General features: G+C 41.5%; 28 protein-coding genes. 9 read left to right on the forward strand and 19 right to left on the reverse strand.

The annotated features are described in order from the left end of the window. Positions 1-96 precede the first annotated feature (96 nt). Positions 97-429: a hypothetical protein gene (locus LDM98_RS00400; RefSeq protein WP_223897140.1), complete on the forward strand. Its 333-nt coding sequence runs from the start codon at positions 97-99 to the stop codon at positions 427-429. Positions 430-506: 77 nt separating this feature from the next. Beyond that, a complete protein-coding gene (locus LDM98_RS00405; protein WP_223897141.1) occupies positions 507-869 on the forward strand; it encodes a hypothetical protein in 363 nt (120 codons plus the stop codon). A 35-nt stretch (positions 870-904) separates the two neighbouring features. Here the strand turns inward: LDM98_RS00405 and LDM98_RS00410 are convergent, their stop codons facing one another. From LDM98_RS00410 to LDM98_RS00420, 3 genes are all read right to left on the reverse strand, one after another. Continuing rightward, entirely contained in the window at positions 905-1918 is a 1014-nt protein-coding gene (locus tag LDM98_RS00410; protein WP_223897142.1) for an endonuclease/exonuclease/phosphatase family protein, read from the reverse strand. Positions 1919-1926: 8 nt separating this feature from the next. Continuing rightward, the gene (locus LDM98_RS00415) at positions 1927-2433 is read right to left on the reverse strand and encodes a shikimate kinase (RefSeq protein WP_223897143.1); all 507 of its coding nucleotides are present in this window, start codon (positions 2431-2433) and stop codon (positions 1927-1929) included. Between the two features lie 146 nt (positions 2434-2579). Then, positions 2580-3446: a DMT family transporter gene (locus LDM98_RS00420; protein WP_223897144.1), complete on the reverse strand. Its 867-nt coding sequence runs from the start codon at positions 3444-3446 to the stop codon at positions 2580-2582. Between the two features lie 318 nt (positions 3447-3764). Between LDM98_RS00420 and LDM98_RS00425 the strand changes: the two genes are divergently transcribed. Next, on the forward strand, positions 3765-4136 hold the full coding sequence (locus tag LDM98_RS00425) for a DUF2237 family protein (RefSeq protein ID WP_223897145.1): 372 nt from the start codon (positions 3765-3767) through the stop codon (positions 4134-4136). Between the two features lie 425 nt (positions 4137-4561). Here the strand turns inward: LDM98_RS00425 and LDM98_RS00430 are convergent, their stop codons facing one another. The 9 genes from LDM98_RS00430 to LDM98_RS00470 form a co-directional block, all read right to left on the reverse strand. Beyond that, positions 4562-5773, reverse strand: coding sequence for a DCC1-like thiol-disulfide oxidoreductase family protein (locus LDM98_RS00430; RefSeq protein ID WP_223897146.1), 1212 nt, complete (start codon positions 5771-5773; stop codon positions 4562-4564). Then, complete coding sequence (locus LDM98_RS00435) at positions 5763-6236, reverse strand: hypothetical protein (RefSeq protein ID WP_223897147.1); 474 nt, start codon at positions 6234-6236, stop codon at positions 5763-5765. Before LDM98_RS00435 ends, LDM98_RS00430 begins: the two co-directional genes overlap by 11 nt. Beyond that, positions 6233-6976: a sterol desaturase family protein gene (locus tag LDM98_RS00440; protein ID WP_223897149.1), complete on the reverse strand. Its 744-nt coding sequence runs from the start codon at positions 6974-6976 to the stop codon at positions 6233-6235. The genes LDM98_RS00435 and LDM98_RS00440 overlap by 4 nt, the downstream gene beginning before the upstream one ends. An 11-nt stretch (positions 6977-6987) precedes the next feature. Further along, complete coding sequence (locus LDM98_RS00445) at positions 6988-10443, reverse strand: acyl-[ACP]--phospholipid O-acyltransferase (protein WP_223897151.1); 3456 nt, start codon at positions 10441-10443, stop codon at positions 6988-6990. Further along, entirely contained in the window at positions 10440-11105 is a 666-nt protein-coding gene (locus tag LDM98_RS00450; protein WP_223897153.1) for a MerR family transcriptional regulator, read from the reverse strand. Before LDM98_RS00450 ends, LDM98_RS00445 begins: the two co-directional genes overlap by 4 nt. 116 nt (positions 11106-11221) lie before the next feature. Further along, on the reverse strand, positions 11222-11926 hold the full coding sequence (locus tag LDM98_RS00455) for a TIGR02453 family protein (RefSeq protein WP_223897155.1): 705 nt from the start codon (positions 11924-11926) through the stop codon (positions 11222-11224). Further along, entirely contained in the window at positions 11926-12681 is a 756-nt protein-coding gene (locus LDM98_RS00460; RefSeq protein ID WP_223897157.1) for an ElyC/SanA/YdcF family protein, read from the reverse strand. The genes LDM98_RS00455 and LDM98_RS00460 overlap by 1 nt, the downstream gene beginning before the upstream one ends. A gap of 3 nt (positions 12682-12684) precedes the next feature. Continuing rightward, positions 12685-13917: a saccharopine dehydrogenase family protein gene (locus LDM98_RS00465; RefSeq protein WP_223897159.1), complete on the reverse strand. Its 1233-nt coding sequence runs from the start codon at positions 13915-13917 to the stop codon at positions 12685-12687. 33 nt (positions 13918-13950) lie between these two features. Then, the gene (locus LDM98_RS00470; RefSeq protein WP_223897161.1) at positions 13951-14865 is read right to left on the reverse strand and encodes an AEC family transporter; all 915 of its coding nucleotides are present in this window, start codon (positions 14863-14865) and stop codon (positions 13951-13953) included. Between the two features lie 58 nt (positions 14866-14923). Between LDM98_RS00470 and LDM98_RS00475 the strand changes: the two genes are divergently transcribed. Next, positions 14924-15481 carry a DedA family protein gene (locus LDM98_RS00475; RefSeq protein ID WP_223897163.1) on the forward strand — a complete coding sequence of 186 codons (558 nt, stop codon included), beginning with the start codon at positions 14924-14926 and terminating at the stop codon, positions 15479-15481. Between the two features lie 56 nt (positions 15482-15537). Here LDM98_RS00475 and LDM98_RS00480 read toward each other — a convergent pair whose 3' ends face one another. The 3 genes from LDM98_RS00480 to speA form a co-directional block, all read right to left on the reverse strand. Continuing rightward, positions 15538-16704, reverse strand: a complete 1167-nt coding sequence (locus tag LDM98_RS00480; RefSeq protein WP_223897165.1) for a pyridoxal phosphate-dependent aminotransferase — start codon at positions 16702-16704, stop codon at positions 15538-15540. Between the two features lie 68 nt (positions 16705-16772). Beyond that, positions 16773-17474 (reverse strand): serine O-acetyltransferase, encoded by a 702-nt coding sequence (gene cysE, locus LDM98_RS00485; RefSeq protein WP_223897167.1) that lies wholly within the window; start codon positions 17472-17474, stop codon positions 16773-16775. A gap of 2 nt (positions 17475-17476) precedes the next feature. After that, entirely contained in the window at positions 17477-19342 is a 1866-nt protein-coding gene (gene speA, locus LDM98_RS00490) for a biosynthetic arginine decarboxylase (protein ID WP_223897169.1), read from the reverse strand. A gap of 73 nt (positions 19343-19415) precedes the next feature. Between speA and LDM98_RS00495 the strand changes: the two genes are divergently transcribed. From LDM98_RS00495 to LDM98_RS00515, 5 genes are all read left to right on the forward strand, one after another. Next, positions 19416-20516, forward strand: coding sequence for an ABC transporter permease (locus LDM98_RS00495; RefSeq protein WP_223897170.1), 1101 nt, complete (start codon positions 19416-19418; stop codon positions 20514-20516). Next, positions 20513-21286 carry an ABC transporter ATP-binding protein gene (locus LDM98_RS00500; protein WP_223897171.1) on the forward strand — a complete coding sequence of 258 codons (774 nt, stop codon included), beginning with the start codon at positions 20513-20515 and terminating at the stop codon, positions 21284-21286. Before LDM98_RS00495 ends, LDM98_RS00500 begins: the two co-directional genes overlap by 4 nt. Then, positions 21279-22190 (forward strand): MlaD family protein, encoded by a 912-nt coding sequence (locus tag LDM98_RS00505; protein WP_223897172.1) that lies wholly within the window; start codon positions 21279-21281, stop codon positions 22188-22190. The genes LDM98_RS00500 and LDM98_RS00505 overlap by 8 nt, the downstream gene beginning before the upstream one ends. Continuing rightward, positions 22187-22774, forward strand: a complete 588-nt coding sequence (locus LDM98_RS00510) for an ABC-type transport auxiliary lipoprotein family protein (protein WP_223897173.1) — start codon at positions 22187-22189, stop codon at positions 22772-22774. The genes LDM98_RS00505 and LDM98_RS00510 overlap by 4 nt, the downstream gene beginning before the upstream one ends. Before the next feature lie 171 nt (positions 22775-22945). Beyond that, on the forward strand, positions 22946-23563 hold the full coding sequence (locus LDM98_RS00515) for a porin family protein (protein ID WP_223897174.1): 618 nt from the start codon (positions 22946-22948) through the stop codon (positions 23561-23563). Positions 23564-23606: 43 nt separating this feature from the next. Here LDM98_RS00515 and hisS read toward each other — a convergent pair whose 3' ends face one another. The 4 genes from hisS to LDM98_RS00535 are packed head-to-tail and all read right to left on the reverse strand — an operon-like array spanning position 23607 to position 26401. Beyond that, complete coding sequence (hisS, locus tag LDM98_RS00520; RefSeq protein ID WP_223897175.1) at positions 23607-24818, reverse strand: histidine--tRNA ligase; 1212 nt, start codon at positions 24816-24818, stop codon at positions 23607-23609. Continuing rightward, positions 24815-25396 (reverse strand): dTMP kinase, encoded by a 582-nt coding sequence (gene tmk, locus LDM98_RS00525; RefSeq protein WP_223897177.1) that lies wholly within the window; start codon positions 25394-25396, stop codon positions 24815-24817. The genes hisS and tmk overlap by 4 nt, the downstream gene beginning before the upstream one ends. Continuing rightward, entirely contained in the window at positions 25396-25878 is a 483-nt protein-coding gene (gene coaD, locus LDM98_RS00530; RefSeq protein WP_223897179.1) for a pantetheine-phosphate adenylyltransferase, read from the reverse strand. Before coaD ends, tmk begins: the two co-directional genes overlap by 1 nt. Beyond that, positions 25871-26401 carry a UbiX family flavin prenyltransferase gene (locus LDM98_RS00535; protein ID WP_223897181.1) on the reverse strand — a complete coding sequence of 177 codons (531 nt, stop codon included), beginning with the start codon at positions 26399-26401 and terminating at the stop codon, positions 25871-25873. The genes coaD and LDM98_RS00535 overlap by 8 nt, the downstream gene beginning before the upstream one ends. Positions 26402-26446: the final 45 nt, after the last annotated feature.

A 26446-nucleotide genomic window follows, 5' to 3' on the forward strand; every position in this document is an offset into this window, starting at 1 on the left:
TCTATATTTGGTTTTCCCTCTATTTTATGCATACCTTATAACCCTAAAGTATGATTATTTTGTTTAGATAATGTAATGATCAAAAGGAAACACTTTATGTATACCGTACAAATGGAAAAAGAATGTGAATGTTTAAAAAAAAGTGAATACTCGAATATTCATACGTTTAAAACACAGCAGGATGCATATAATTATGCCAATATCGTCGCTGAACTTATGAATGAAGAGTTTTGTGGTAAACATACTTTCTATTCACAAAGAGCTGAAGGTGATAACTTTGTCATTAGAGTGGCCATCAATGCTACTTATGTCTCTGGTTGTAGTACTGGCGTTAGTTGTGATGTGGGTTGTGGCTCTACTGATGATTGGACTCTTGAGTCTACAGATAACGTCAATAATAGCTGTGGTACTGGTTGTGGCTGCGCTTAAAAGAAAGTGTTTCAACCTCATGCAATGTTATGGCTAAAAGTAGTTTAGATTAATAGTTAAAATATATAGGAGTAAATATGGCACTCACTAAAGAAGAAAAAAACAGAGAAGCGATCAATTCTTTTTTAAAGAATAATGACATCGACCCCAACACTGCTATGGGTTATGATAATAAACTTGAAACAAGATATTATGTTGGCGATAGTAGAAAGTTTGCAGAAGAAACAAGAATAGGGTTTAACATTGTTGGTACAAGCGATATTAATGTAACTTTTTATGAGATAAATGATATTGAGTTTGAAACAGCATTTAAGATCACAGAACAGATGTTTAGTTATGACGAAGTCAATGAGACCTTAACAATTACTGGGGATACTTCTAAAAAGCATAATGGACCGTATAAAATTATTATTAGCAGTATCTATCTGGATCTCTCTTAAAAAATAAAAAGAGGATAGGCCGGATTATTCTACTATCAAAGAAAAGTTAATTCGCAAACTACTTGTGCATGATCACTTTTAAGTAAAGAACCATCTTTGTTTTCTTGCAGATGCTCATCTAGGACAGTATAGTCAGTCACCTCTGCAATCTTATTTTCATTCTTTTTATGAAAATCATTTGAGATAAAAATGTAGTCCAATACATTTCCTTTTCCCAGAAAATAACTCGTAGCCTTTCTTTTTACTTCTTTTGCTTCTGGGTGTGGGTTATACACCTCTGGTGTGTACTCATAACTTGCATCATGCAAGAGAAGAGCTTCCTTGCTTTTATCATCATAGTATTTGTGATTTGTTAATGCATCAATGGTCAGTGAAAACTCTTTATCATTTAGGTCACACATCAAAACGGTGGGTTGATTTTTGCATTTTTGTATATCATAAAAAAGTGAAGATACCTCGCATAACCTTTGTTTTAAAGATTTGGAATAGTTACCTTCTAACGCTTTTGATACCTGTTCCTTTTTATGCTCTAATGTATGGCTCTCATTAAATACGTATTCAAATTCATTGAGTCTATTTGATTTTAAATGACATACATACACTAAAAGTTCTTTTTTGTCAGGAAGTGTTATCGTTGCCTTTATGGGGACTCTGGAAAATTTGAAAGGGTCTTTATCGTCCTTTCCAAAGTGATACTTATCAATGCTGGGTTGATGTACTTCTACTGCTTGTATGTTTGATATTGGGTATTTTGAGGCAATGGCAACGGTAGTCGTAACATATTTATATCGGTTATTTGTACTTAATTTTGCCGTATCAACAATTTTAAAATATGTAAAACCCAAGTCTTTAACAAGATGTCTTAAAGCCTTTCTTGAAAATACTTCTTGAAACCCGATGATATCACAATCCATTTTTAGAATTTGATGCTTTATCCATGTGGTTTTTTCAACCCATTGCCGCGCATTGAATTTATCTTTTTTTGTATACCAGGAGTAGGGAGGCTCTACAAATTGAAAAAGGTTAAATGTACCTAGTCTTATTTTCATGACGGAAATTATAAAACTCTCTTATCTAAAATAAAATCTACTATAACATGTATAAAAGTCTGTATAGTTTGATTTGCATCAACACGGAAGGTTGCCAGCTCTTTATAGGTATCCATACGCTCGGCAAACAACGCCTTAGCCCTGGATTCATCTTGAAGTAAAGGTCGTTTATCGCGTTCCTTTGCCGGTAAGCGGTTTAATATAACATCAAAGTCAGCATCTAGATACACAATAAGTGACTTCTCTGGTATAGCACTATGTATAGGCAGTCCGCCACCTGTAGCGATCACTTGACCCTTCTGTTGTGTGAGTGCATCAATACATTTTTGTTCAAGACCGCGAAAATACGCTTCACCTTTGTTTTCAAAAATCTCAGAAACACTACTCTTTTGCTCCGCTTCAATCCTACCATCAACATCTACAAATTTTTTCTGTAGTTGCCTTGCAAGAATTTTACCCACAGCAGTTTTACCGCTTCCCATAAAGCCTATTAAAACGATGTTATCGTAGACCAATCTGTACCCCTTTTACTATTTTCATAAGCGTGACTATACTGTAATACTCTTTATGTGGTATGAGTGATTGAACCCACTTGCCATACACTCCCTCAAGATGATGGGAGTGAGAAGATGTATTCATTATTTCACTACGTGATAACCCCTTAACTCTCCACAGGTTTCGTGATCAAGTACCCACCTGCAAGTACAGGGATAATGCCTAAGACTTGACGAAGTTCTGGCACTTCATGGAGGTAGAAGTAGGCAAAGATAAGTGTCATCATAGGGACCAGTCCCAGCATGGCAGAAAGTTTGGTGATGGTTGTACGGTGTAATGCTTCTATCCACATGATCTTTGAAACGACATAGATCAAAATGCCGATAAAAAGTAAAGAAGGCAGAGCCGATACAAAGGCATCGTATTGTACCGCAGGTTCAAAAGCCCATGCCATAAGGGCTATAAAAGGCAGACCCACGAATGTTCTAAAACCTAAAATGGTCTCTGAAGAACAAAATTCGCGTGCTCTTTTTTGGTAGAGATTGGCAAAAGGTGCAATGGCAGCGGCAACCAATATCAGCAGATCACCTTTATTGAGTGTAAGTTCATCAGGAATGAGGATGATGAGCGCTCCAATCCCCATAATAAAAGCGCCCCATACATGCAAGGTATGCATCTTCTCTTTCCCCAAGATATTAAAGTAGAGGTAAGAGAAAAGCAGCTGCAGGAATATAATGACCGCCATATTCCCTGCAGTCGTGTAACGCATTCCAATGAAAACAAGTGCAAAGAGTGAAGTGATCCAAAAGCTTGTAAGCAACAGATCTTTGTAAGCTGCTCTGTTCTTAAGCTCTTTAAATCTATCTCGTTTGAACATGATCACGATAAAAAAGGCTAAAGCGATGAGAAGAGAGTAGGTATAGGTATGCAGTGCCCCTATATAAGAGATGGCGACGATAGAGAATATCGGAAACCAGGACTCAAGCAGGGAAAGACCGACCATGAGTATTTCACCTTCTCTTTCCTTTGTCATCTGTTACCTTTGCTTTTTAGTGTATTGTATCTAAAGTCTACTATACGTAATGTACAACCTATCATATTAAACGACTCTTTGGACCTCCGGGTTTTGTCTTCATTGGTCCTGATGGTAAAGAGATCAAAGATGCAAAGTTTTACGGATATCAAGAACCTGAAGAATTTTATGATACATTAGATCTGATAGCAGAGTAAAAAGGCTTCAAAAGCGTCAAATGTACACCTCTCTTTCCAAATGTTTTGGAAAGAGAGGTATTGTTGCCAAGTGACTGTGCATTTTAGTTATAATTTTTCAAATAAGAATAAAGGACAGATCATGATGGAAGAATCATTAAATGTTTTGGGTGAACCCTTGGAGCCTTGCAGTCTGAAGCCTCTAACCGGCTTTCACAGAGATGGACATTGCAATACAGGTGATCATAATCCTGCGGTACATGCAGTGTGTATCTATGCAACAGAGGAATTCTTGGAATACTCTAAAGAAGTGGGAAATGATCTCTCTACACCGATACCGGAGTACAATTTTGCAGGGGTGAAACCTGGTCAAAGCTGGTGTCTTGGCGGTCATAGTTTTGTCAAAGCGCATCTAGATGGAAAGGCACCGCATATCTTCATCCATGCGACACATAAAAAAATGCTTGAATTGATCGATCTGGAAACTTTGAAACAATATGCTATAGATCTATAGTATTCTATTCAAATTCTATGATAATGGATTTGGAGAAAAATAATATCTATCTGTCCCGTACGCTTTTCCTCTTGCTGAGAAGAATGACTTTCTGTTGAACACAAGAAAAGTTAGCGTACGGTCTTTACAGTGACAGTTACATAGTGCTTCACAGAGAAGGAAGACTAAATATAGCCGCCCACTTAAAGGAAGTTTTACTAGAAATGATTTCGTAGTTCTCTGTGTGCAAAACGTGATAAGTACGTTGGTCTATGCGTGTCACCTGGATTTCCAGATTTTCACTTAGTCGTCGCATTTCTGCGATGCCTCCGTAACTCTTACCAAGTCTGAGACATGAAGACCTCTTACCTATCTCCTAAACTTTAGGAATTTGTCACTGATTGATAGTAACAAATTTGTGTGCACTCTATGTGTAGTTCATAGTGTTAATCGATGAATAAATCCTGTTCACCTTTTTTAGGCATTCTACAACTCTCCATCTTTCCAAAGATCCTATAACGGTATGCAGCGATAAAGTCATAGATGGAGTCTCTTATAACCCTGGGAATGAGGTAAAACAGATTTGTAACTATCCATATGCCTCCCAAGGACCTGAGTATTCTAAGAATGGCAGTGGATCTGTAGTAGAGCGTACCGTTTTCATAAAAAACGATACTGTCTATGTTCGGTTCCAAGGTCAATCTCTTTGCAAATTCACCTTGCAGGGAGGTATAGTGAAATATTTTTTGCGTATCTATGCGTATCAGTGTATCTACGGATTTGTTACAGAAACCACAGACACCGTCAAAGATGATGACTCTTTGTTTCTCTTCAGTGTTAAACCATCTTGGATCAAACGTAAAGAGGTGTATCATCATGACGCCAAATGTCAGGTCCGGGAAATCAACGATGGTTAAGATACCCAGATGCATTGCCATGATCATAAACCATGCGATGATCCGTGTCTTTGAAAAAATGACTAAAAGAGCAAACCCTATCTCAAGTACAAGTGCTGACCATGTAAGTATTTGTCTAAAGAGTTCAGGTGTTGAAAGTAACAGGTCACGTATAAAATAGTCTCTGGCCAAAGGGTTATTGAGCAGGTGCGTGATCGCAGAACCGTCCATCCAGCTGGGTGCCATCGCTTTATCAATTCCGCTGATGGTGTAAGAAATACCGACGATGACCCATGCACCCCAGTAAAGCACGGGTGGCATAGCCCATGATCCATCTTCTTTCTCCACACCCCATCCTTCGCCTTTCGGGATGAGTGCAAGGGCTAAGAGCAACCAACCGACCATGGGTAGTCCGGGGTTCAGTATGAGGTTGTTCTGGTGAAAAAGACAAGCCCATCCATACCATAAAAGCAGTGCAGAGGTACGTCTGAAAAAGCCTATCATGATACAAAAAGAAAGCAGCGCCATCACAGAGACAAAAAGAGTGACTGACATTGTATCATCAAAGAGGTAGAGTATGTTCGGAAACGTTCCATAGGTCAGGTTGAACCTGACATCAGATATCAACCCTGAACTGCTCCATATCTCTGCGGCAACAGGTATGAGATAGAGAAAATGGATAAGCAGGTAAAGCCCGAAAATCACTCTAAAGATAGCAAACTGATACGCAGGATAATAGAGATCTGAAGATTTACCTGTCATTTTCTTCTCCTATGGGTAAAACGTAGTGTTTGTTCTCATCTTTTGTTTTACTGTGAAGCTCCAGAGAGGCGTTTTTGATCTCACCCAAATGAAAGGCTTTGGAGAGGACTCCGGGGTGTATAAACGCATAGTCCAACACTGAACCTACAAGTTCTTTAGGGAGTATAGGACCATAAGAGATGGCTGCTCCAAGGACATTTCTATAGTTATACGGTTTATCCAGCCGCGCATAGAGTTCAGGGGTTATCTTGATACGCTCTATCTTGTTGTCCTTTTCATAGACCAAAGTAAAATCCAGGGCAAACGTCTCCAAAAAACCTTTTTGCTGGGTAAAGACGATGGGCAGGGGCGACGCTACTGTGATGAGTCCCAGGTTCTTGATGGTTTTGTTCCCTGTGATATGTCCTAAAGATTGCAGCAGCCCTATGCCTACAAGTAAGATAGAGAGTATTTTCAGTTTCATTTTTTACCCTTTCTATAAGGGTTATTGACATTTTTAAATCCCAGGATCCTGATAAACTCTCTCTCTTTTGTATCAAAAAACCCACAGGCATCTTCTTCTCTTTCTTTAGGGTTCTCATAGGTACCAAATACCATATCCCACAAAGGCAGGTCTGAAAAGTTGTTGTAGTGTACCCCTTCTTTATGGTGTATCTTATGCATTTCGGGACGTTGAAAAATGTACCCTATCCAGTGAGGTGTTTTGATGTTCATATGGTAAACGTATTCTCCTATGGAGCTGTAGAGTATCGTCCATGCCACCGCTTCCACATTCAGTCCTAAGAGCAGGTAAGAGATGCTTCCCATCAGTAAAGAGTTGAGAATGATCTCAAGGGGATGTTTATAAAAAGAGGTGATCGTCTCCAACCTCGATGCACTGTGGTGAAGCTGATGAAACAGCACCCACAACACATAAGAGTCATGACGTACCCTGTGCCACCAGTAAAACACAAAAGTAATGACCAAATACGCCATAAATCCCAATATGAAATCAGGATAGCCCTCTATGACATAAGGTTGATGTGTCTTAAACCACACATCCCATGTAGCCATACCCAAAATGACGATCCCAAATTGCATCAGGTTGATCACAACCACCCTGGACCACCACCCTTCGACCAAAGGCAAGACTCTGTCGGGGAAGATACGTTCAAGTATGATCAGTATAAGACCCAGTATAATAATTGTTGTAAGCATTTGCATTTTCTCATCCTTTATTTTGTATCGCTAAGCGATTCCGCCAACTTCTTAGCTCCCTTAAAATCAGCCTTACCCGTACCGAGCTTAGGTAACGCTTCCACTTTGAAGTACTCTGATGGTACAAAAAGAGGGTTCATTTCAATGTCTTTGATCTTCTCTTTCAATGCGTCCAATTCCATCTCCCCCTCAAGCAAAAGCACGAGCTTCTCACCTTTCTTAGCATCAGGCAGGGCAGCAATGGCTATCTGGTCATTTTCCCCCAGTACCTTAATTATTTCACCCTCGACAAGCCCCAGGCTTACCATCTCTCCGGCGACTTTGGCAAAACGGCTGTAGCGGTCGACGATGGTGAGGAAACCGTCTTCATCCAAACGGCCTTTATCTCCCGTGACATACCAGCGTATACCGTCTATCTCTTTGATGACCGAGGCTGTTTTTTCAGGGTCACCGATGTAGCCTTTCATGATCTGTGTTCCGCCGATGAGTATCATGCCTTCTTCACCGGTTTTCAGTGTTTCAAAACTCTCAGGATCTACGATACGAAATGTGGAACCAGGCAGCGGCAGACCAACGGTACCTATTTTTTGACCGACCTGTGGTTTCCATGAGTCCAGCATGAGTACATCAGGCATATTGACTGAAGCTACAGGGGTAGTCTCTGTCGCACCGTACCCTTCATAGATGTCAAGTCCGAACTTCTTTTTAAACTCATCACGTATCTCATTGGGCAGTTTCTCTGCACCGGCAACTACCATACGTATATTTTTGAACATGAGTGGTGTAAGCTTCCGGTTCCTTGTGTAGAGTCTAAGGAATGTAGCCGTTGCCAACAGGATGGTCGCCTCATATTTCGCTGCCATTTTCCCTATGCCAAAACCATCCGTAGGATCAGGATGTGATGCTACCGGTATACCTTCGATCAACGGTAATAGGGTAGTGACGGTCAAACCAAAAGAGTGGAAGATAGGCAGTGTACCAAGCATCACATCGCTATCTGTAGGGTTCAGCAGGGTTGCTGTCTGCTTGATGTTACCCATGATGTTTCTGTGGCTTAACGCTATACCTTTTGGTGTACCTTCTGACCCTGATGAAAAGAGAATGGCTGCCGTGTCATCAAGCTTTGCATTTTTTATAAACAGCGCACTGAGCAGCCATGCAGGTAAAGTTTTCACCACTATCCACATCAAAAGACTTTTTGTTTTGCTTAGATTCCCTTTGATCTCTTCAAGATAGATGACTTCTACATGTTTAAGTACCTCGGTCATATCAAAGCCTTTGGCTTTGAGTTTAGTGATAAACTGTTTTGAAGCGACAACTTTTGTGATATCGGCGATCTTCAGTGCATGAAGCAGGCTATCCGCACCGGCTGAGTAATTGAGGTTTACGACCGTTTTCCCCAGTGTAAGCAAAGCCATATTCCCCATAGAGCCCCCTGCAGATGTAGGTAAGAGCAAACCTATGTTTTGACTTTCTTTTAGTTTTGGTTTGAGTGCAGCAGCCATCATGAGCGTTGCTGTGATGAACCTCTCTCCACTGAGTTCCACACCTGTAGAATCAGCGATACAGAGGCTTGAACCGACATTTTTAGCAGAGCGTATCCATGCTTTTTGTAATACGGGTAAAGACTCTGCATAATGCTGCCAGCTTTGAACAGAGAGATCAAATACGGATTTTTTTACTTCCGAAGCCGTGGAGTGAATATCTATAGGCTCTGCAAAACTCACAGAGATGTCTCGACTTTTGTTACGTTTCATCTTGTTGGATGCGTAAGAGAAGTTGTCTTCCCAGAGCCCTCTGAGATAAAAAGGTATGATCACTGCATCTTCTACCTCTTTGGTTGCCATTTCAAACCCTCTTTGAAATGTGCCCAAGTGTCCGTTACGCGAGAGATGCCCCTCCGGAAAAAGTGCTACAGTTTCGCCGCGGTTCAGTGCTTCGGTCACTTTCACAAGAGCACTCTTACTTCCCCTGCTGGAGATAGGTATCACCCCAAAAAAGTCTAAAAACGGTTTGAGGTACCACTTTTCATAGTAAGATCTTTCCATCACAAAACGTATCTGTTTTGGGTATGCCATCTGTAAGACAGCCCAGTCTAAAAATGAAATGTGGTTCCCTAAAAGCAGTATGCCTTTATCCGCTTTTATATGGTTCAGTCCATCCACGTGTAATGTGTACTTAAAGCTTATAAGCATACGAACCATATAACGGATGAGTGACTGCGGCAGCTTGATAAACGTATAGACCATACCCAAAAAAGCGATAGTAGAGATGATATAAAACAGCCCTATGGCAGAGAATTGGAAGTACCCAAAAACGGCAGTTAAAACCAAAAACAGGAACATACTCACATTTTGCATGAAGTTATTGCCTGCAAGTACTTTACCCAGTATTTTGTGAGGTGATGCAAACTGGATCATGGCATTGAGCGGAACAATGAAGAGGCCTGAAAAGAACCCAAAAGATAAAAGTGCCATACCTAATGCCCATAAAGAAGTAAGAGATGGGATCATATAGAGTGAAAGTGCCACGCCCAAACTGCCAAGAGGTATGATACCCGTCTCTATGTAGTTCTTACTCACACGTCCTGCAAACATGGAACCCAGTATCATACCGATACCGGCGAGTGCCAATAAACTTTGTGCCGTGATCGTATTGGTGATGCCCAGTGTGCTTTTTAGATATTCACCGAATATGGCTAAAACCACTTGCGAAACACCCCACAGAATAGAGAGCCCGATAATACTTAACCAGATCGTTTGTTTTTGTCTTAAGAGAGAAATATTACTTTTTAAATAAGAGAGGTTCTTATACTCTTTGGGTTCAAAGGTCATACTTTCATCGATATCGACAGCCTTGAACGTACGTACCAGTCGTCTGGCCAATAGGTACTCTACGGTACTGGCACCTATAAGCAAGTAGCCTACAGGTGCAATGTATCTAAGTATCTCCGAAGGGATGATACTGGCATCCTGAAGTAAACGTTCAAAGAAAATAGAATAGATCACTGCTCCAGCAAGGATAGAAGAGATAGTGACAGCCTGTACTACTGCATTTGCCTCGGCTAGATGTGCATTGCCTGTCATCTCTTTGATGAGTCCATACTTTGCCGGGGAATAGATGGCACTTTGTGCCGCCAGGATAAAAGTTAAAATAAATGCTATCCAGAACCAACCCATATAATAAGAGATCAGTATCAGTGTAGTGATACCCATGGCTGCCATGGCTGCATACTCTATGACCATCGTTTTAGGATATTTGTCAGCGATAAAACCTGCCGGGGAGAAGAGGAAGATAAAAGGCAGAAGGATCAAAGCATTGACTATGGCAGTGAGAATGATGAGTTCCGGACCTTCATAGGCTTTAAAGATGGTGTTCTGCAAGATGATCTTGTGTCCCAAGTCTGTCATGGCATTGAGCAGTATGATCAGAATATAGGGTGTAAACCCGGCTATTTTAAAAAGTGATTTCATTTGCTTGCCTTTGAGATATTTTTTTTATGTGCCTGAACGGTGTGCATGTTAAAAATGTAAGGTTTGAGTGTCAGTATCAGATCAAAAAGAAGTTCATAGCGTGCATTGTGCGATTCTTCATCTTCTTTGAGCAGGGCAGCACCTATGCCATTCTCTTTTTCGGCAAGTTCCTTGGCATGCTCTACATACGCATCAAGAAGAGCGAAGTCAAGACCGAGATCACTTGCCCTCTCTAGGATCTCAGCTATCTCTACCTCTTTGGATGAGAAACCTTTGGCTCTTTCAAACAGGTAACCTTTTTTCTGATATGCTTTGAGTTTTTTCTCATCCATGGTAACAAGTTTTAAAAAATCTTGTTTGGAATACCATTGATTCTCTTTTCCTCCGGAGATCAGTTCTAAAGAACGCACCATCATCTCAAAACTTCCATCAAAATCAAAATGGTTCTCTTTAAACAGGTTTTTGATCTCGGCTATGGAGTATGAAAAGTTGTGTTGCAAGTATTTGATGAACTTGATGATCTGTATACAGCTTTCATCATAGAGATGTACATTTGGTTTAGGTTTAGAAGGTTGAGGTAGTAACCCCTCTTTAACATAATAAAGTATGGTTGATTTACTCTCCTTCGTTTGGAGAGAAAGGTCTTTCATCTTGAGGGACATGACTGATCCTTTGGTTTGAATGAGTATAGTATAGTGTAATTTATAAAAAGTGTCAAGTGTCACTCTACACTTTTAACTATTGTATCATTTTTATGAATTACAAAGGTCTGTTTTCACTAAAGATCTTCCTGTACGATCTCTTCAAGACAAGTCAGTTCATAGACCCATTGGTGCAGGTCAAGCATATCTTCGTAGATCTTGAAATTCCTCTCGATGATCACTTCGGAGTGGAAGGTCGCATCAGGCGGGAAGGTCGTATAGGCATACATCGCACCATAGAGGTAGAGATAGGCATAGGTATCCTCTTTGACCAGCCCCACAGGGTAACGTTTGAATTGGGGTTCAGGTACCGTATAGCCTTTTCTTTTAAGTGCTTCCAAAATGTGATGCAGGCTTTCTCGCTTTGCATCGTTTTTTATGTATGCTCTGTATTTGGCAAGGAGGGGTGCTTTAAAATTACGTATACCCGTAGCGACAAAGACTTCAAAAGGGTCATAATGCATATAAAAGGAACTGCTTTGCATACGATGCGTCGCACCCTGCCAAAATATGATACCTATACGTTCTTTGATAGGGTCAAGCCTGTGAAACCTGGCATCACGATAGATACGGAAGAGGGACTTGTTGATCTTGGGTATGGCGTGGATATGGGGCACAAGTATCTGCAGATGTTCACCCATCTCTTCCACATACGCTTTATTGGGTGATACGATGTACTTCTCATACTCCTCTTTATGCGCCTCAAGCCACTCTTTGGAATTGTTGATGATGATGTTGCTGAGGAAGGTCAGTCCTTCTTTGGGAAATCCGGTAAAAGACATCATATACCTTTTATTTTTTGCCAGATGAGACCCAGTACTTCATGAAATACGATACGGGACTTTTCAAGTGCGTCAGAGGAAAATAAATCAGTATAGTTAGGGTGTTGTATCCTTCCCAAATGGTTCGTGGGTGCCGGGATAGGCTCTAATCCCTCATTTTTGAAGAACTGTACGGCTCTTGCCATATGAGAGGCTGAGGTGACCAAGATAAATGGCGTATCATCCAGTAATGCTTTTGCAGCTATGGCTTCCTCTTCTGTATCTCTTGGTTCGGGACGAAGTATGATCTTTTCTTTTTTTACACCTAAGGCCAGCGCCAATTTTTTTTGCATAGCAGCATGGGTAGTAGGATCAAATGATCCTCTTCCCCCTGAAACAATGATACTGGCTTCTTCGTGTAGTTGATGGTAAAGGCGTATACCTTCAGTTAAGCGAACAACTGATGTTTCAACGATCTGAGAGGTGATGGGCAAACTTTCATCCGTATGATGTCTCCCACCCAGCACATAAATATATTTGACATTCTCAGGTGCCTTATGAAGTGTCGGAATTTTTGACTCAAGACTATATAAAAGCGTATTGGCAAACGGTGGATAGGAAAAGAGAAAGAACCATATCATACTCAATGCAAGCATGAATTTTGCCGGTTTGGTTTTGTTTCTGTAGAGTAACAGTAAAGCCAAAACGATGAAAAACACCCCAAGCGGAAGGGGCATTAAAAACATGGAGATAAATTTTTTGAGAAAAAAATCCATTATTTACTCTACGATCCTTGTTTCATCCGCTCCAAGTTCCATGACCTTCCAAGGCAACCCCTGCTTGTTCATCTCTTCCATAAACGGATCAGGGTCAAGCTGTTCGAGGTTAAAGACACCTTTACCTTCCCACTTGCCTTCGAGCATCAGTTTCGCTCCGATCATGGCAGGTACACCCGTTGTATAGCTTACTCCCTGGCTCATTACCTCTGCATAACACTCTTCATGGTCACTGACCTGGTAAATGTAGATACTTCTCTCTTTACCGTCTTTGATACCTTTGGCAAAGATACCGATGTTCGTTTTTCCTTTGGTACGCGGTCCAAGACTTGCAGGGTCCGGAAGCAGTGTAGCAAGGAATTCCATAGGAACGATCTTCATACCTTTGTGTTCGACTTCCTTGATCCCCAGCATACCCACATTTTCCAGACACTTCATATGTGTCAGGTAACTTTGTCCGAACGTCATGAAAAATCTGATACGTTTCAGCCCTTTGATATGTTTGACCAATGACTCCATCTCTTCATGGTATAGCAGGTAACTGTCTTTTGGTCCCACTTCCGGGTAATCCCATACTTGCATGATCTCCATCGGCTCTGTCTCTATCCACTCCCCTTGTCCATTATCATTTTTTTGCCAGTAGCGACCCTTTGCTGAGACTTCGCGAAGATTGATCTCAGGGTTGAAGTTGGTAGCAAAAGGATACCCATGGTCACCTGCATTACAGTCAAGAATGTCAATGGTATGGATCTCATCGAAATAGTGTTTCTGTGCATAGGCACAAAATACATTCGTCGCTCCAGGGTCAAAACCGGAACCCAGAAGTCCCATGATGTTCGCTTTTCTAAACTCTTCATCTCTGGCCCACTGCTCTTTGTACTCAAATTTAGCCGTATCTGGATGTTCATAGTTTGCCGTATCTAGGTAATCTACCTGCATCTCCTCACAGGCATCCATAATGGTGAGGTCCTGGTAGGGAAGTGCCACATTGATGACAATACTTGCACCCGTAGCAGCAATGAGTTCTTTCAGTTCAGGTATGGAATCTGCATCGACCGCCCGTGTCTGTATCTCTACACCTGTTTTTTCTTTGACATTTGCAGCGATGGCATCACACTTGCTGAGCGTGCGGCTGGCCAACGTGATATTGCCAAAGGTATCAGCATTCATGGCACACTTGAAAGCCACAACATTTCCGACGCCACCGGCACCGATGATAAGGGTATTTTTAGACATGGGAACTCCTAGTATAGTTATTTGGTTATTTTATCACAAATAGTAGTGATTTATGACATAACTAAGCCCAAATAGCAACGGCATAAACAAAAGTGTACTCAGCAGGATAAGGGACGTGACATCTTTAGGTCTGCAGTTATAGAGTGAGGCGAGATTGATGTTGGCAACAGCCAGAGGCACCATCATTTCCATAAAGATCACACCCTGTACAAAAAGCGGTAAATCTGTCAAAGAGAGTATGAGAGCCGTCGCCAACGGAACCATAATGAATTTTTGGCCTATGGTCCCTATAAAGAGCTTTGGATGGAGTTCTTTGATACAGATACCCTGCAGGAATGTTCCCAGTAAAAAAAGTTGCAGAACGATACCGGCATAGGCACCCATTTTGAAAAATTCAATGATCTCCGTACTGAGAGGCACTTCATAAATATTGATGAGTATCGCTACGATGGAAGCCGGGATAATAGGGATCCTGATGATGTTCAAAAGTGACTCTCTGATACTGAATGAACCGCGTGAGTAGATGTAGACCCCGATGATATAGACGACAAATACATTGGCGATGTTGATCAGGGTCGTATAGATGACAGAGGCTTCTCCAAAGAGGGCGATACCCAACGGGATACCGATGTTCCCTGTATTTCCTACAAATCCGGCAATGGAAAAGATGGCCCTTTCTTTGGGATCGCTGAAAAGTACTTTTCCCAGCAGGATGGTCGGAAAGAGCAGCAGAAGGATAATGGCAAGATAGATCAGAGGGACATAAAGATGCTCACTCTGCAGTCTGGCTGTACTAAACCCCCAGATGGTGACAAAGGGCTGCAAAAAGTAGACAGACATCAAAGTGAGTGTTTTGGGATTCATCTCTTCCTTGAAGATACGTTTGGCCATATAGCCCAAAAGTATGAAGACATAGACAAAGAGTATGCTCATAAGTGTTTCAATCATGAGAAGGATTATAACTTATTTTGGGTATGATTCTTTAATAAACTATTTAGGATTTTTTATGGATTTTTCTTCTTTGGAGACCTGGGGTTACTTGGCTATTGCATTTTTTGCATTCGGCGGTTCACTCTTTATTGTTGCTGCAGCAGGTGTTTTTTCATTTATGGGCAATATGGACTTGGGCATAGCATTGTCTGTGGCTACGGTATCAAACTTTTTAGGGGATATCTTTCTTTTTTATCTGGGGAAATACCAGAAAAAAGAGATACAGCCTTACTTTGCGAAACATAAACGTAAAATAGCCCTTGCAACACTGATCATGCGCAAGTACGGCGTATGGGCCATTTTTATACAGAAGTTTCTTTATGGTATCAAAACCCTTGTACCACTCTCTATGGCGCTTGCCAAATATGACTTTAAAAAGTTTGCGTTCTATAATGTATTTGCCTCTATTGTGTTTGTGCTGACGATAGGACTGAGTGCGTATTATTCGAGTGAGGCTATCATTACTGTGTTTGAATATATTAAACTGAACCCATGGATAGCACCGGTGATCTTGTTTAGTATTATAGGTGTTTTGTGGTTTGCTATGGAGAATATGACCAAGAAGAAAAAGTAGTTTAAAGTGAAATGTAGACCAAGATATGTTCTAGGTCTACCACAGTAAAAAGCATTTTACTTTTTACTCTTTACAAACTTTTCGATACGTCTGATACCTTCACGGATCGTTGTGATGTCTGTAGCAAAGGAGAATCTAAAGTAACCTTCTGATCCGAAACCTATGCCGGGAACAACAGCAACACCGGTAGACTGAAGCAGCTCTTTACAGAACTCTATAGAGTCATTTGAGATATCTTTGATATTGACGAAGAGATAAAATGCACCTTGGGGTTTAAGGACAGAGAGACCGTCAATGTCGTTAAAGAGTTTGACTGCCTCTTCTGCTCTTCCCTCAAACGCTCTTCTCATTTGTTCTATTTCACTGTCGACTTCACCAAGCAGGGCAGGGATAGCTGCTTTTTGTGTAATAGAGTTGATGTTTGAGGTACTTTGGCTTTGAAGCTTGTTCATGGCAGCTATGAGCTCTTTGTTCGGTGTCGCCAGGTATCCAAAACGCCATCCTGTCATCGCCACAGATTTGCTCAGACCATTCACGGTCACCGTTCTTTGGTACATATCTTCACTGATACTTGCCGCGGCTACAAAGTCAATGTCATAGACAAGCTTCTCATACATTTCATCACTGACCACCATGATATCCGTACCTTCTAGTACCGCTGCAAGTGCTTCGAGTTCTTCTTTGGAATAAACTGAACCCGTAGGGTTTGACGGAGAAGTCAATATGACCATTTTTGTTTTAGGTGTAATGGCAGCGCTGAGCTGATCAGCGGTCATTTTGAATCCGCTGATCTCATTGGTCTCTGCAATGACAGGTACCGCGCTTGCATATTTGACCAATTCAGGATAGGTGACCCAATAGGGTGAAGGAATGATGACCTCGTCACCTTCATTCAGTACTGCTTGAAAAAGATTAAAAAGAGACTGTTTTGCACCATTGCTTACGATAATGTCTGAAGGTGCGTAGTCAAGGTTGTTGTCTCTTTTCAGTTTGGCTGCTACGGCTTCTAAAAGCTCTGGTATACCCGGTACTGCAGTGTATTGTGTAAACCCGTCATTGATCGCTTTGATAGCCTCATCTTTGATACGTTGCGGTGTCCCAAAATCCGGTTCACCCGCAGAGAAAGAAAGAATATCTTTTCCCTGTGCTTTTAAATCACGAGCAAGCGAAGAGATGGCTATAGTAAGAGAGGGAGAGAGTGTTTGTATACGGTCTGAAAGCATATGAAAACCTTTGATTATAAATTGGATAATTGTAGCAAAAAATGCGTTAAAAAAAGCCGTTGATTTTTCTAATCCATAGAGTGGATAAAGTTATCATAAAGTGCATCGAGCTCATGGTCTTTTTCTTTAATATGTGCATTATCCCCGGTTTCAATCGCTGTTTCAAGCACTGCAAGACGTTTGAGAAGATATTGAAATATCTCTTTATTGATATCCGGGATTTTATCGTGACTGAGCGGTGTTTTATCGAATCCGCGTTTAAGGACACGTGCAGGAATACCTACGGCAGTCGAATCGGCCGGTACATTTTTTACCACAACAGAGTTCGCACCGACCTTGGAGTTGGCCCCAATGGTGATGTTTCCGAGTACTTTGGCTCCCGCACCGATGACTGCACCATTTTCTATCGTCGGGTGTCTTTTACCTTTTGTAAGGCTGACCCCGCCAAGTGTGACCTGTTGATAGATGATGACATCATCGCCGATGACCGCTGTTTCTCCGATCACAACCCCCACACCATGGTCAATGAAAACCCTGCGGCCGATGGTTGCAGCGGGATGTATATCTATCACTGTTAAAAACTGTCCGATTGCAGAGATGAGCCGCGGAAGGAACCTTAGCCCTTTTTTGTAAAGCGGGTGTGCCAAACGATAAAAAAAAAGTGCCCATAGTCCGGGGTAGTTAAAAAAGAGTTCAAAGGTAGAGTGCAGGGCAGGGTCATTTCTTTTTACATTGAGAAAATCTTCTTTGATAAGACTAAATGGATTCAATTTTAACGCTCCTCGTCAATGGCTTGTATCGTCTTAAGATAGCTGTTTTCACTTAAATAAAGGTAAAGTTTTCCTAGAAGTTCACGTTTTTCTTCATTGTTCAAAAGAACAGATTCTTCTATATTGTATTTGAGTACTTTATCTATGAGATAGGTATCATAATCCAGATCATCTAAAACATCCATAATGTTCTGTGCTTCGATCAAATTATCAATGGTATATTTCCCCTCTGCATCAAAGTTGATCACTGCTTCAGTAGGGTGGGTAAAGAGGTTATGTTTCATACCCAGGACCTCTTGATACGCGCCTGTAAGGAAAAAAGCTAAAAAGTACTCTTCTGTATCCACATCGATATCATGCAGGTAGAGTGGAAGATCACGGTTAAAGCCTATCTCCCCATCACTGTCACAGGTGATATCCCAAATGCTTGCCGGATTGGTCGGTTTGATATCCAAACGGTCCAAAGGCATGATGGGAAAGTGCTGCGCCAGACCCCAAAAGTCAGGCAGTGACTGGAAAGCGGAGAAATTGACAAGGTACTTTTCCTGTATACGGTCCTGCAGTTTTTTGAGTTCATCACTGTCTTCATTCTTGAGCAGTGCGATAGATTTTTTGATGATAAGGTTGACAAGTATCTCTGTATTGGAACGGTCTTCAAGGTCAATGTAGCCTAGATCAAAGAGCGTCAGCAGGCTTTCCATATGATCAAGTGCATCATGCAGGTACTCTCTCGCACGTGCACGGCTTAAAGAGTTATAAAGGTCATAGAGTTCTTCTACCAGTGGAGGGTTGACCTCTTTGAGACGCAGTCCTTTCTCTGTATATTCCTGGGAGAAGAGTTCAAGTACAGGTGCAACAAGCACCGAGTGAGACGCGGCGATATATCGTCCAGACTCGGTAAAGATATCCGGTTCTTCCACACCTTTTCGTTTGGAAATATCCTGCATAAGGAACACCACATCATTGGCAAATTCCCGTAGAGAATAGTTTCTCTCCTGTTTATCCTCATGTTGGCTGTATTCAACAGCAAGGCCTCCACCGAGATTGATCGCCCCAAGTGCATCTGCCCCGCGTTTTTTGAGATCTGCATAAATATTTCCGGCTTCCCTCAATGCTTTTTTAAGTGGAGCGATGTCTCCCATCTGTGAACCTATATGAAAATGGATCATCCAGAGATAGTCTAAAAGCGCATGCTGTTTCAGCATTTCATAGGCCTCAAGAAGCTCGGTGGAAGTAAGACCGAATTTAGAACCGTATCCTCCGCTTTTTGCCCAGATACCTATGCCTGAACTGTGAAGACGTATACGTACACCGATCTTAGGTGAGATAGGTGTTTCTACATCCTCATTAAACTCTTTGTTGACCTGGATGATCGTCTCCAACTCTGTTAAACCTTCTATGGTCACGGTGATGTTGTGCCCCATCTTTGCTGCGATGAAACAGAGTGATATCATCTCTTTGTCTTTAAAACCATTCACCGTGATAGGTGCACCCAGAGGGGTTTTGGTCATAGCAATAATCAGTTCGGCTTTACTTCCCGCCTCAAGGCCGTAGTTGTAATTTTTGGAAACATCCATCAGTGCATGCACAAAATTTGGAAATTGATTGACCTTGAGAGGAAAAACAGCTTGAAAATTTCCTTTGTATTTAAATTCCTGTTTGGCTTTTTCAAAAGTTTTAAAGAGTGTAGATATCTGTTTCTCCAGGAGATGAGGAAAACGCAGAAGAAGAGGCCCTTTATAGCCTTTATCACGGATCTCCTGTGTGATGGAAAGCAATGATGGCTTAGAGGCATGATTGATATTGATAGTATCACCCTGAATGATAAAGTTGTCATCACCCCAAATGTCTAACCCAAAATTTTTCATAGTAGTGCCTTGTTGTTTTATTATGATAATTATAGCCAAACTTAATCTAATCTTACCTATAATATTTCTTATGATGAAACAATTCTTAACCTACGAAGCCGACCGGGATCACCTTACGCTTGTCTCTACAGGAGATTGGATGCTTGGCACGGTACTTCAGATAGAAAAGGAACTGCTCCAGGTCCCTACTGATAAAAAGATCGTTTGGGATGTTTCGGGTATCAGTGATTTTGACAGTGCAGGGGTACTGCTTTTTATAGACTATTATGAACGATTTCAAAAAGAGACAGAGGTGGAGATCGTAGGGTATACAGAGAATCAAAAAGATATGTATACGCTGCTTCATAGAGATATCCCGGAGATCGAAGCACCAAGAAAACAAGGTATGCTGGAAAACCTGGGTAGAAGAAGCTATGAGGTATGGGATCAAATAAAGAGTTTCATTACTTTTTTAGGGCATCTTTTTTATGCCATGTTCCATACATTCGTCAAACCTAAAGATATACGTTTTAAAGAGACCATCTACCATATCCATCAATCAGGCTTCAATGCCCTGATCATCATCGCTTTAACATCATTTTTAGTAGGGATGGTCATCTCCTATCAGGGGTCTGTTCAGTTAGCCAAGTTCGGCGCAGATATTTTTATCGTAGATACGGTCGCGATATCCATTACCAGGGAGTTGGGACCTATGATCACAGCTATTGTGATCGCAGGACGCAGCGGTTCTGCCTACACGGCTGAAATAGGGGCGATGAAAATCACAGAAGAGATAGCCGCCATGCGTACGATGGGCTTTGATCCTTATACTTTCCTGGTACTTCCGCGTATCTTTGCTTTAATGGTAGCACTGCCATTGTTGATCTTCTTCGCGGATCTTATAGGTATCCTGGGTGGTATGGTCGCTGCGAGTATGCAGCTGGATATTTCTATGGGATTGTTCACCCAAAGGCTTTATGAGGTGTTGGAAGTGAAACACTATCTACTCGGTATGATGAAGGGACCGGTCTTTGCATTTCTCATCGCTGCGGTAGGATGCTTTAGAGGATTTCAGGTCTCTTATAATACTGAGAGTGTGGGACTTCATACAACCGCGTCAGTGGTGAACTCGATCTTTTTAGTGATCGCATTTGATGCCCTTTTCTCAGTGATATTTACGGAGCTTGGGCTATGAATAACGTCATTCAGGTAAAAGATGTCATCACGAGATTTGGTGAAAGAACGGTGCATGATGGGGTGAGTCTTCATATCGATGAAAATGAGATCTATGCGATCTTGGGTCAAAGCGGTTCAGGAAAATCGGTACTCATGAAAGAGATGATCATGCTGCTGGAACCCAGTGCAGGTGAGATAACCGTTTTGGGTAAATCACTAAGCCGTATAGGTTTTAAAGAGGCACAGGCATTACGCAGTGACTGGGGTGTGCTTTTTCAGTTCGGAGCACTCTACTCCTCTTTGACGGTCGCGGAAAATATAGAGGTACAGCTTAAGGAGTATACGGATATCTCAAAAGAGATGAGAGATAAACTGGTACGATCCAAGCTGGCACTTGTGGGATTGGACCCTCATGTAGGCAGTCTGTATCCTTCCGAACTCAGTGGCGGGATGGTGAAACGTGCAGCACTTGCAAGGGCATTGGCGATGGAGCCAAAGCTCCTTTTTTTAGATGAACCGACCTCCGGTCTGGATCCCATAGGTGCACGAAATTTTGATGCACTGATCGTGGAGCTGCGTGATCTCTTAGGTATCACGGTTGTAATGATCACACATGACCTTGAGAGCATTTTCAGTATCGTGGACAGGCTGGCCGTTTTGGCAGATCAGCATGTGGTTGCAGAGGGATCACTGGAAAATGTGTTACAATCACAACATCCCTTTGTAGAAGAATTCTTTAAGAATGAATACATCAAAGAGAGATTCAAAGAGAAGGTTAAAGATGTATAGCAGAGTCAATTATACCATTGTGGGTATCTTCGTAGTACTTTTTGGTGCAGGAATGGTATGGTTTGCTTTTTGGCTTGCCAAGGTTGATCTGCAAGAAGAATTTGACATCTATAAACTCGAAATGCATGAATCTGTTGCAGGTCTCTCTATAGATTCCAATGTCAAATTACGTGGTGTGGATATCGGCAGTGTCAGTGCCATACAAATTGATCCTCAAGATATAGAAACCGTTGAAGTATTCGTCAAAATAAAAAAAGGGATACCCATCAAAGAAGATATGGTAGCGCATACAGCGATGTTCGGTGTGACCGGACTTTTGTCCATAGAGATCGAAGGTGGTACGAACGGAGCTAAAACCTTGGAGCCTACAGATGACTATATCCCGATAATTAAGACAAAAACCTCCTTTCTCACACAGTTGGCAGGTGACATTGGCGGAGCAAGCGGAAAGATCGAAGCGCTTTTAGTACAGAGCCAGAAACTGCTTTCGGATGATAACATTGAAACGTTGGGTGAGATCCTTGATAATATAGAACAAATGACAGCCAAAGGTGGAGAACTGGAAGAAAAGGTCATATTGACACTGGATGAATTCAGGGTATCTCTGGCAAATATGAATGGGGAGTTCAAAAAGATACAGCAGGATTTTGCAGAAATTAAACAGGTTTCTGTGCCTACCATCGACAAATTAATGGAAACAAGTAAGAATTTCAATCGTATGACACTCAAAGTTGAAAATACGATAGAGAGAGGGGATTATAATCTCAAACAGATCTTTGAACCTATGCTTATAGAGATACGCATATTGACAAATCAACTCACTGCGATGTCAAAGCAGCTTGAACAAAACCCTAGTGAGTTGCTTTTTAAATCCAGATCATTAAGAAAGGGACCGGGAGAATGAGAAGAAGTACACTGACCCATATCGTGGCTATGATGATAGCAACAGGATTGATAGGGTGCAGTAAAGCACCTGTCCTCAACGTCTATAGTCTTAATGTTCCTGAGGTGCATACAGAGACTGCCGGTCACTATAAAGATAAAAGCATCAAAGTGACATTCCCGCAAAGTATCAAAGAACCGTTGTCTGAAAAAATGCACTTTTCCTATACCGCCAATGATAGAGGAGCCTACCAAAATTCCCAGTGGTCCAATAACATGAGCAGGATCTTGCAAGGTACATTCATAGAAGTCTTGGATCACAGCAGACTTTTCAAAGTGGTACTTTCAGATATGTCAACCCTTGAAGAGAACTATAGACTGGAAAGTAATATTTTTGATTTTGAACACCAGGTACGAGGCAGAGACTCTTATGCCGTGGTCTCCATACAATTTACCCTCATCGATGCAGACAGGGGCAGACTGGTAAAAAGTAAAAGATTTTCTTACAAAGAACCTACACCAACGACAGATGCCAAAGGTTATGCGAACGCAACCAATAGAGTGATCGCCAAACTCAGTCAAGATCTCTTGAAATGGCTTAAATAATATTGATATATCTCATGTATTTTATTGAGGGCAAAAGTGAAAAATTTGAAAAGTATCAGGAAATTTGATTAAAAACCACTTTTTATGCAGTAAAAATTGTTTATTTAAGTAAATAGTCATTAGTATTTATGATATTAATTATTTGATAGTATTCAAAAAAAGGAAAAACAGATGAAAAAAGCATTAGTGGCAGCTGCACTTTCAGCACACCTGACAACACAACTTTTTGCCGGAGGGGATATCGCTCCTGTTGAGGTAAATGAACCCGTTTTAGAAGAAGTATCGCATGCACAAGGAGATCATGAAGAGTCGAAGTTCTATGTGGTAGTAGCGGGTATGACGCTACTGGGAGATGAGATCCGACACGGTGAGGCCCTTCTTGACGGTAATGATGAATATGGCTACGGTTTTGGTATCGATATAGGGTACAGACTGGGTAATGGATTTGCACTTGAGTATGACTATACCTATGGAAGAAATACGGTGTATGAGATCACTGCAGATGAAAAGATAAAAGCTAGATCGACATACCACACATCCGCACTGGACATTGTCTACACGTATGAAGCGACACATAAGCTGGGTATTTTCGGTAAAGTAGGATATGAGTTCGAGTGGGAAAAGATCTCAGAACTTGACATCGATGAGAGAGAAGATGATTTTGTATTTGGTGCAGGTATTGAATATGCACTCAATACAAAGTATAAACTGCTCGCTGAGTATGAACATTCACTGATAGAAGGACCACACGGTGACGCTATCCTTGCAGGTATCATGTATAACTTCTAACCCTTAAAAATGGATACGAAACCTATGGGTTTCGTATCATCATTTAGAGTTCATTGATAGCAATGACCCGCTCTTCTTTACTTTCAAGATCTTTTATCCATACGGTACCATTTTTCAGTTCATCTTCACCGATGAGAACAGCATATTTGGCATTGGATTTATCTACACCTTTCATATGGCTTTTGAAGCCTTTTGAGCTGTATTCAACTGTGACTTTATCCGTAAGACGTTTTTTTGTTGCAAGTTTGAGCAGTGATGGGATGGCATCTGGAATCATCGCACCCATATAGTAACCCTCAGCCTCTTTTTCAGGCATTTTCACAAGTTCCATAATACGCTCGATACCTAGAGCAAATCCTACTGCAGGAGTCGGTTTTCCATCTAGGAACTCAACAAGCCTGTCATAACGTCCACCACCTGCGATAGCACTTTGTGCACCGATCTCACTGCTTACAAATTCAAATGCTGTTTTTGAGTAGTAGTCCAAACCTCTTACAAGATTGTCATTCACTGTGTATTGAATACCTTCTTGATCGAGCAGCTCTTTAAGCTTTTTAAAGTCAGGGTCACACGCTTCACAAAGGTAGTCTTTAAGTTTAGGAGACTCTACAAGCAATGTTTGACATTTATCATTTTTACAGTCAAGTACACGGATAGGGTTGGTTCCTATTCTTCTGTTACAATCTTCACAAAGTTCCTCTTTGATTTCAGTGAACGAGTTCACCAGCGTCTCTTTATACTTTGGCATACATATTTTACAACCAAGTGAATTGATCTGCAGTTCATAGCCGATACCGAGTGCATCGAAGATCTGTGCGATCATGGTGATGATAGTAAAATCTTCATAGACAGATGCTTCACCGAAGCTCTCACATCCGAACTGGTGAAACTCTCTGAGCCTTCCTTTTTGCGGTTTTTCATAACGGAACATCGGGCCGTAATAGTAGAATTTTTGTTTGACCGGTTGGCGGTCAAGCTTTGCAGAGATAAAGGCGCGAACCACACCTGCTGTACCTTCAGGACGCATACAGACATCATTTTCACCTTTATCGGTGAACTGGTACATCTCCTTTCCTACGATATCAGAGCTTTCTCCTACAGAACGCTTAAAGAGTGCGGTCTCCTCAAGAATAGGCGTTTCGATATATCCATAGCCGTAACGCTTTGCAATACTTGAAGCAGTGTTGATGATATGTTCAAAACGTTCGCTCTCTTCAAAAGTGAGGTCTTTCATTCCACGTAGCGGGTTGATCATAGTGTGTTCCTTAAATAGTCTGTTATTTGTGTGTGTATGGTTTCTATCTCTTCTGTCGCATCGACAAAAAGATGGGGGATACCCAGTTTGAGGATACTCTGTTTCATATGTTCTTGTACCTTTAAAAGATATTTCAAGCCCCTGAGTTCAATGCCATCCAGAGATTTCACAGAAGTGCGCTCTTCCAGTGTCTTCATATCGGTCAAGAACAGGATGACCTTGTCCGGGAAATGGCCTTCAAGTGCAAAGCGGTTGAGACTGACAAGTTCATCAAAATCAAAATCACCGTTTGCCAGAGCATACCCTATGCCGGAGAGAAATCCCCTGTCAGAGATGATGACCTTATGTTGATTTGGCAAGATCACTTCCCGGTAATGTTCCGCTCTGTCTGCCAGGAAGAGCAAAAGTTCCGCACGTTTGGAGGTCAATGAATCAGAAAGGAGTATCTCTCTGGCCTTTTGACCGAATGCAGTACCGCCGGGTTCATGTGTGACTATGATCTCAGGGTGTTTCTGTGAGATCAGTTCGATCTGTGTACTCTTTCCACACGTGTCTATGCCTTCAAAAAGTACATACATTAAAGGACACACTTTATGAGTTTAAATGCTTCAGCAGGCACAAGATGTGCTATCTTTCCATCGAAGTTTAGAATGGAACGCACCACAGATGAACTGACAAAAGCATGCTCCAGGCTCGGCATCAGATAAACGGTCTCCAACTCTTTTTTCAAAGAAGCATTCGCATATCCCATCTGAAGTTCATACTCGAAGTCACTGACGGCTCTAAGACCTCTTACAAGGATATTCGCTTCTAACTCATCTGAAAGATCCACAAGCAAACCCCGAAATCCTATGACTTTTACTGTAGGAAAGTTTTTCGTGGCAGCTTTGACCATATTGATGCGTTGTTCAAGTGTGAACATCGGTTTTTTGGCCTCTGAGTCTGCTACGGCGACGATGATCTCATCAAACATGTGAGATGCCCGGCTGATAATATCTATATGTCCATTGGTTATAGGGTCAAACGTTCCGGGGTATATTGCACGTCTATTTTCACTCATGTTCACTCCATCTTTCATATAGATTATTGTCAATACCTAACACATCATACCACTTTCCAATGATAAACTTTTCCATATCTTCCAGAGAAGATGATTCAGAATAGTATCCCATTACAGGCGGTGCGATGATGACTCCCAGTGTGGCTAATTTTTGCATATTCTCCAACGCTATGGCAGAAAAAGGTAACTCTCTGGGTGCTAGGAGCAGTTTTTTCTGCTCTTTTATCGCTACCGCAGCAACACGTGTGGCAAGGTTATCACTGATCCCGCAGGCCACCTTTGCTAAGGTATTCATACTGCAAGGGATGATCGCTGTTGCATCCACTCTAAACGAACCCGAAGAGACAGACGCTGCGATATTCTCACTGGAGTGTAAAGTGACATTTTTATTTTCAAAAGACTCTACAGTGAGGGCGTTATCGGAAACGATCACGTGGACATCGATGTGCTCAGGTAAAAAGTCAACAAACTTCTTACCCAGCTGAACACCACTTGCACCGGTAATTGCCACAACGAGTTTCATGCTATGCCTTATGTTTTATAAAAGGGATTATAGCAAAAGAAATTA

This window comes from Sulfurovum sp. TSL1 (genome assembly GCF_019972135.1).
Classification (GTDB): Bacteria; Campylobacterota; Campylobacteria; order Campylobacterales; family Sulfurovaceae; genus Sulfurovum.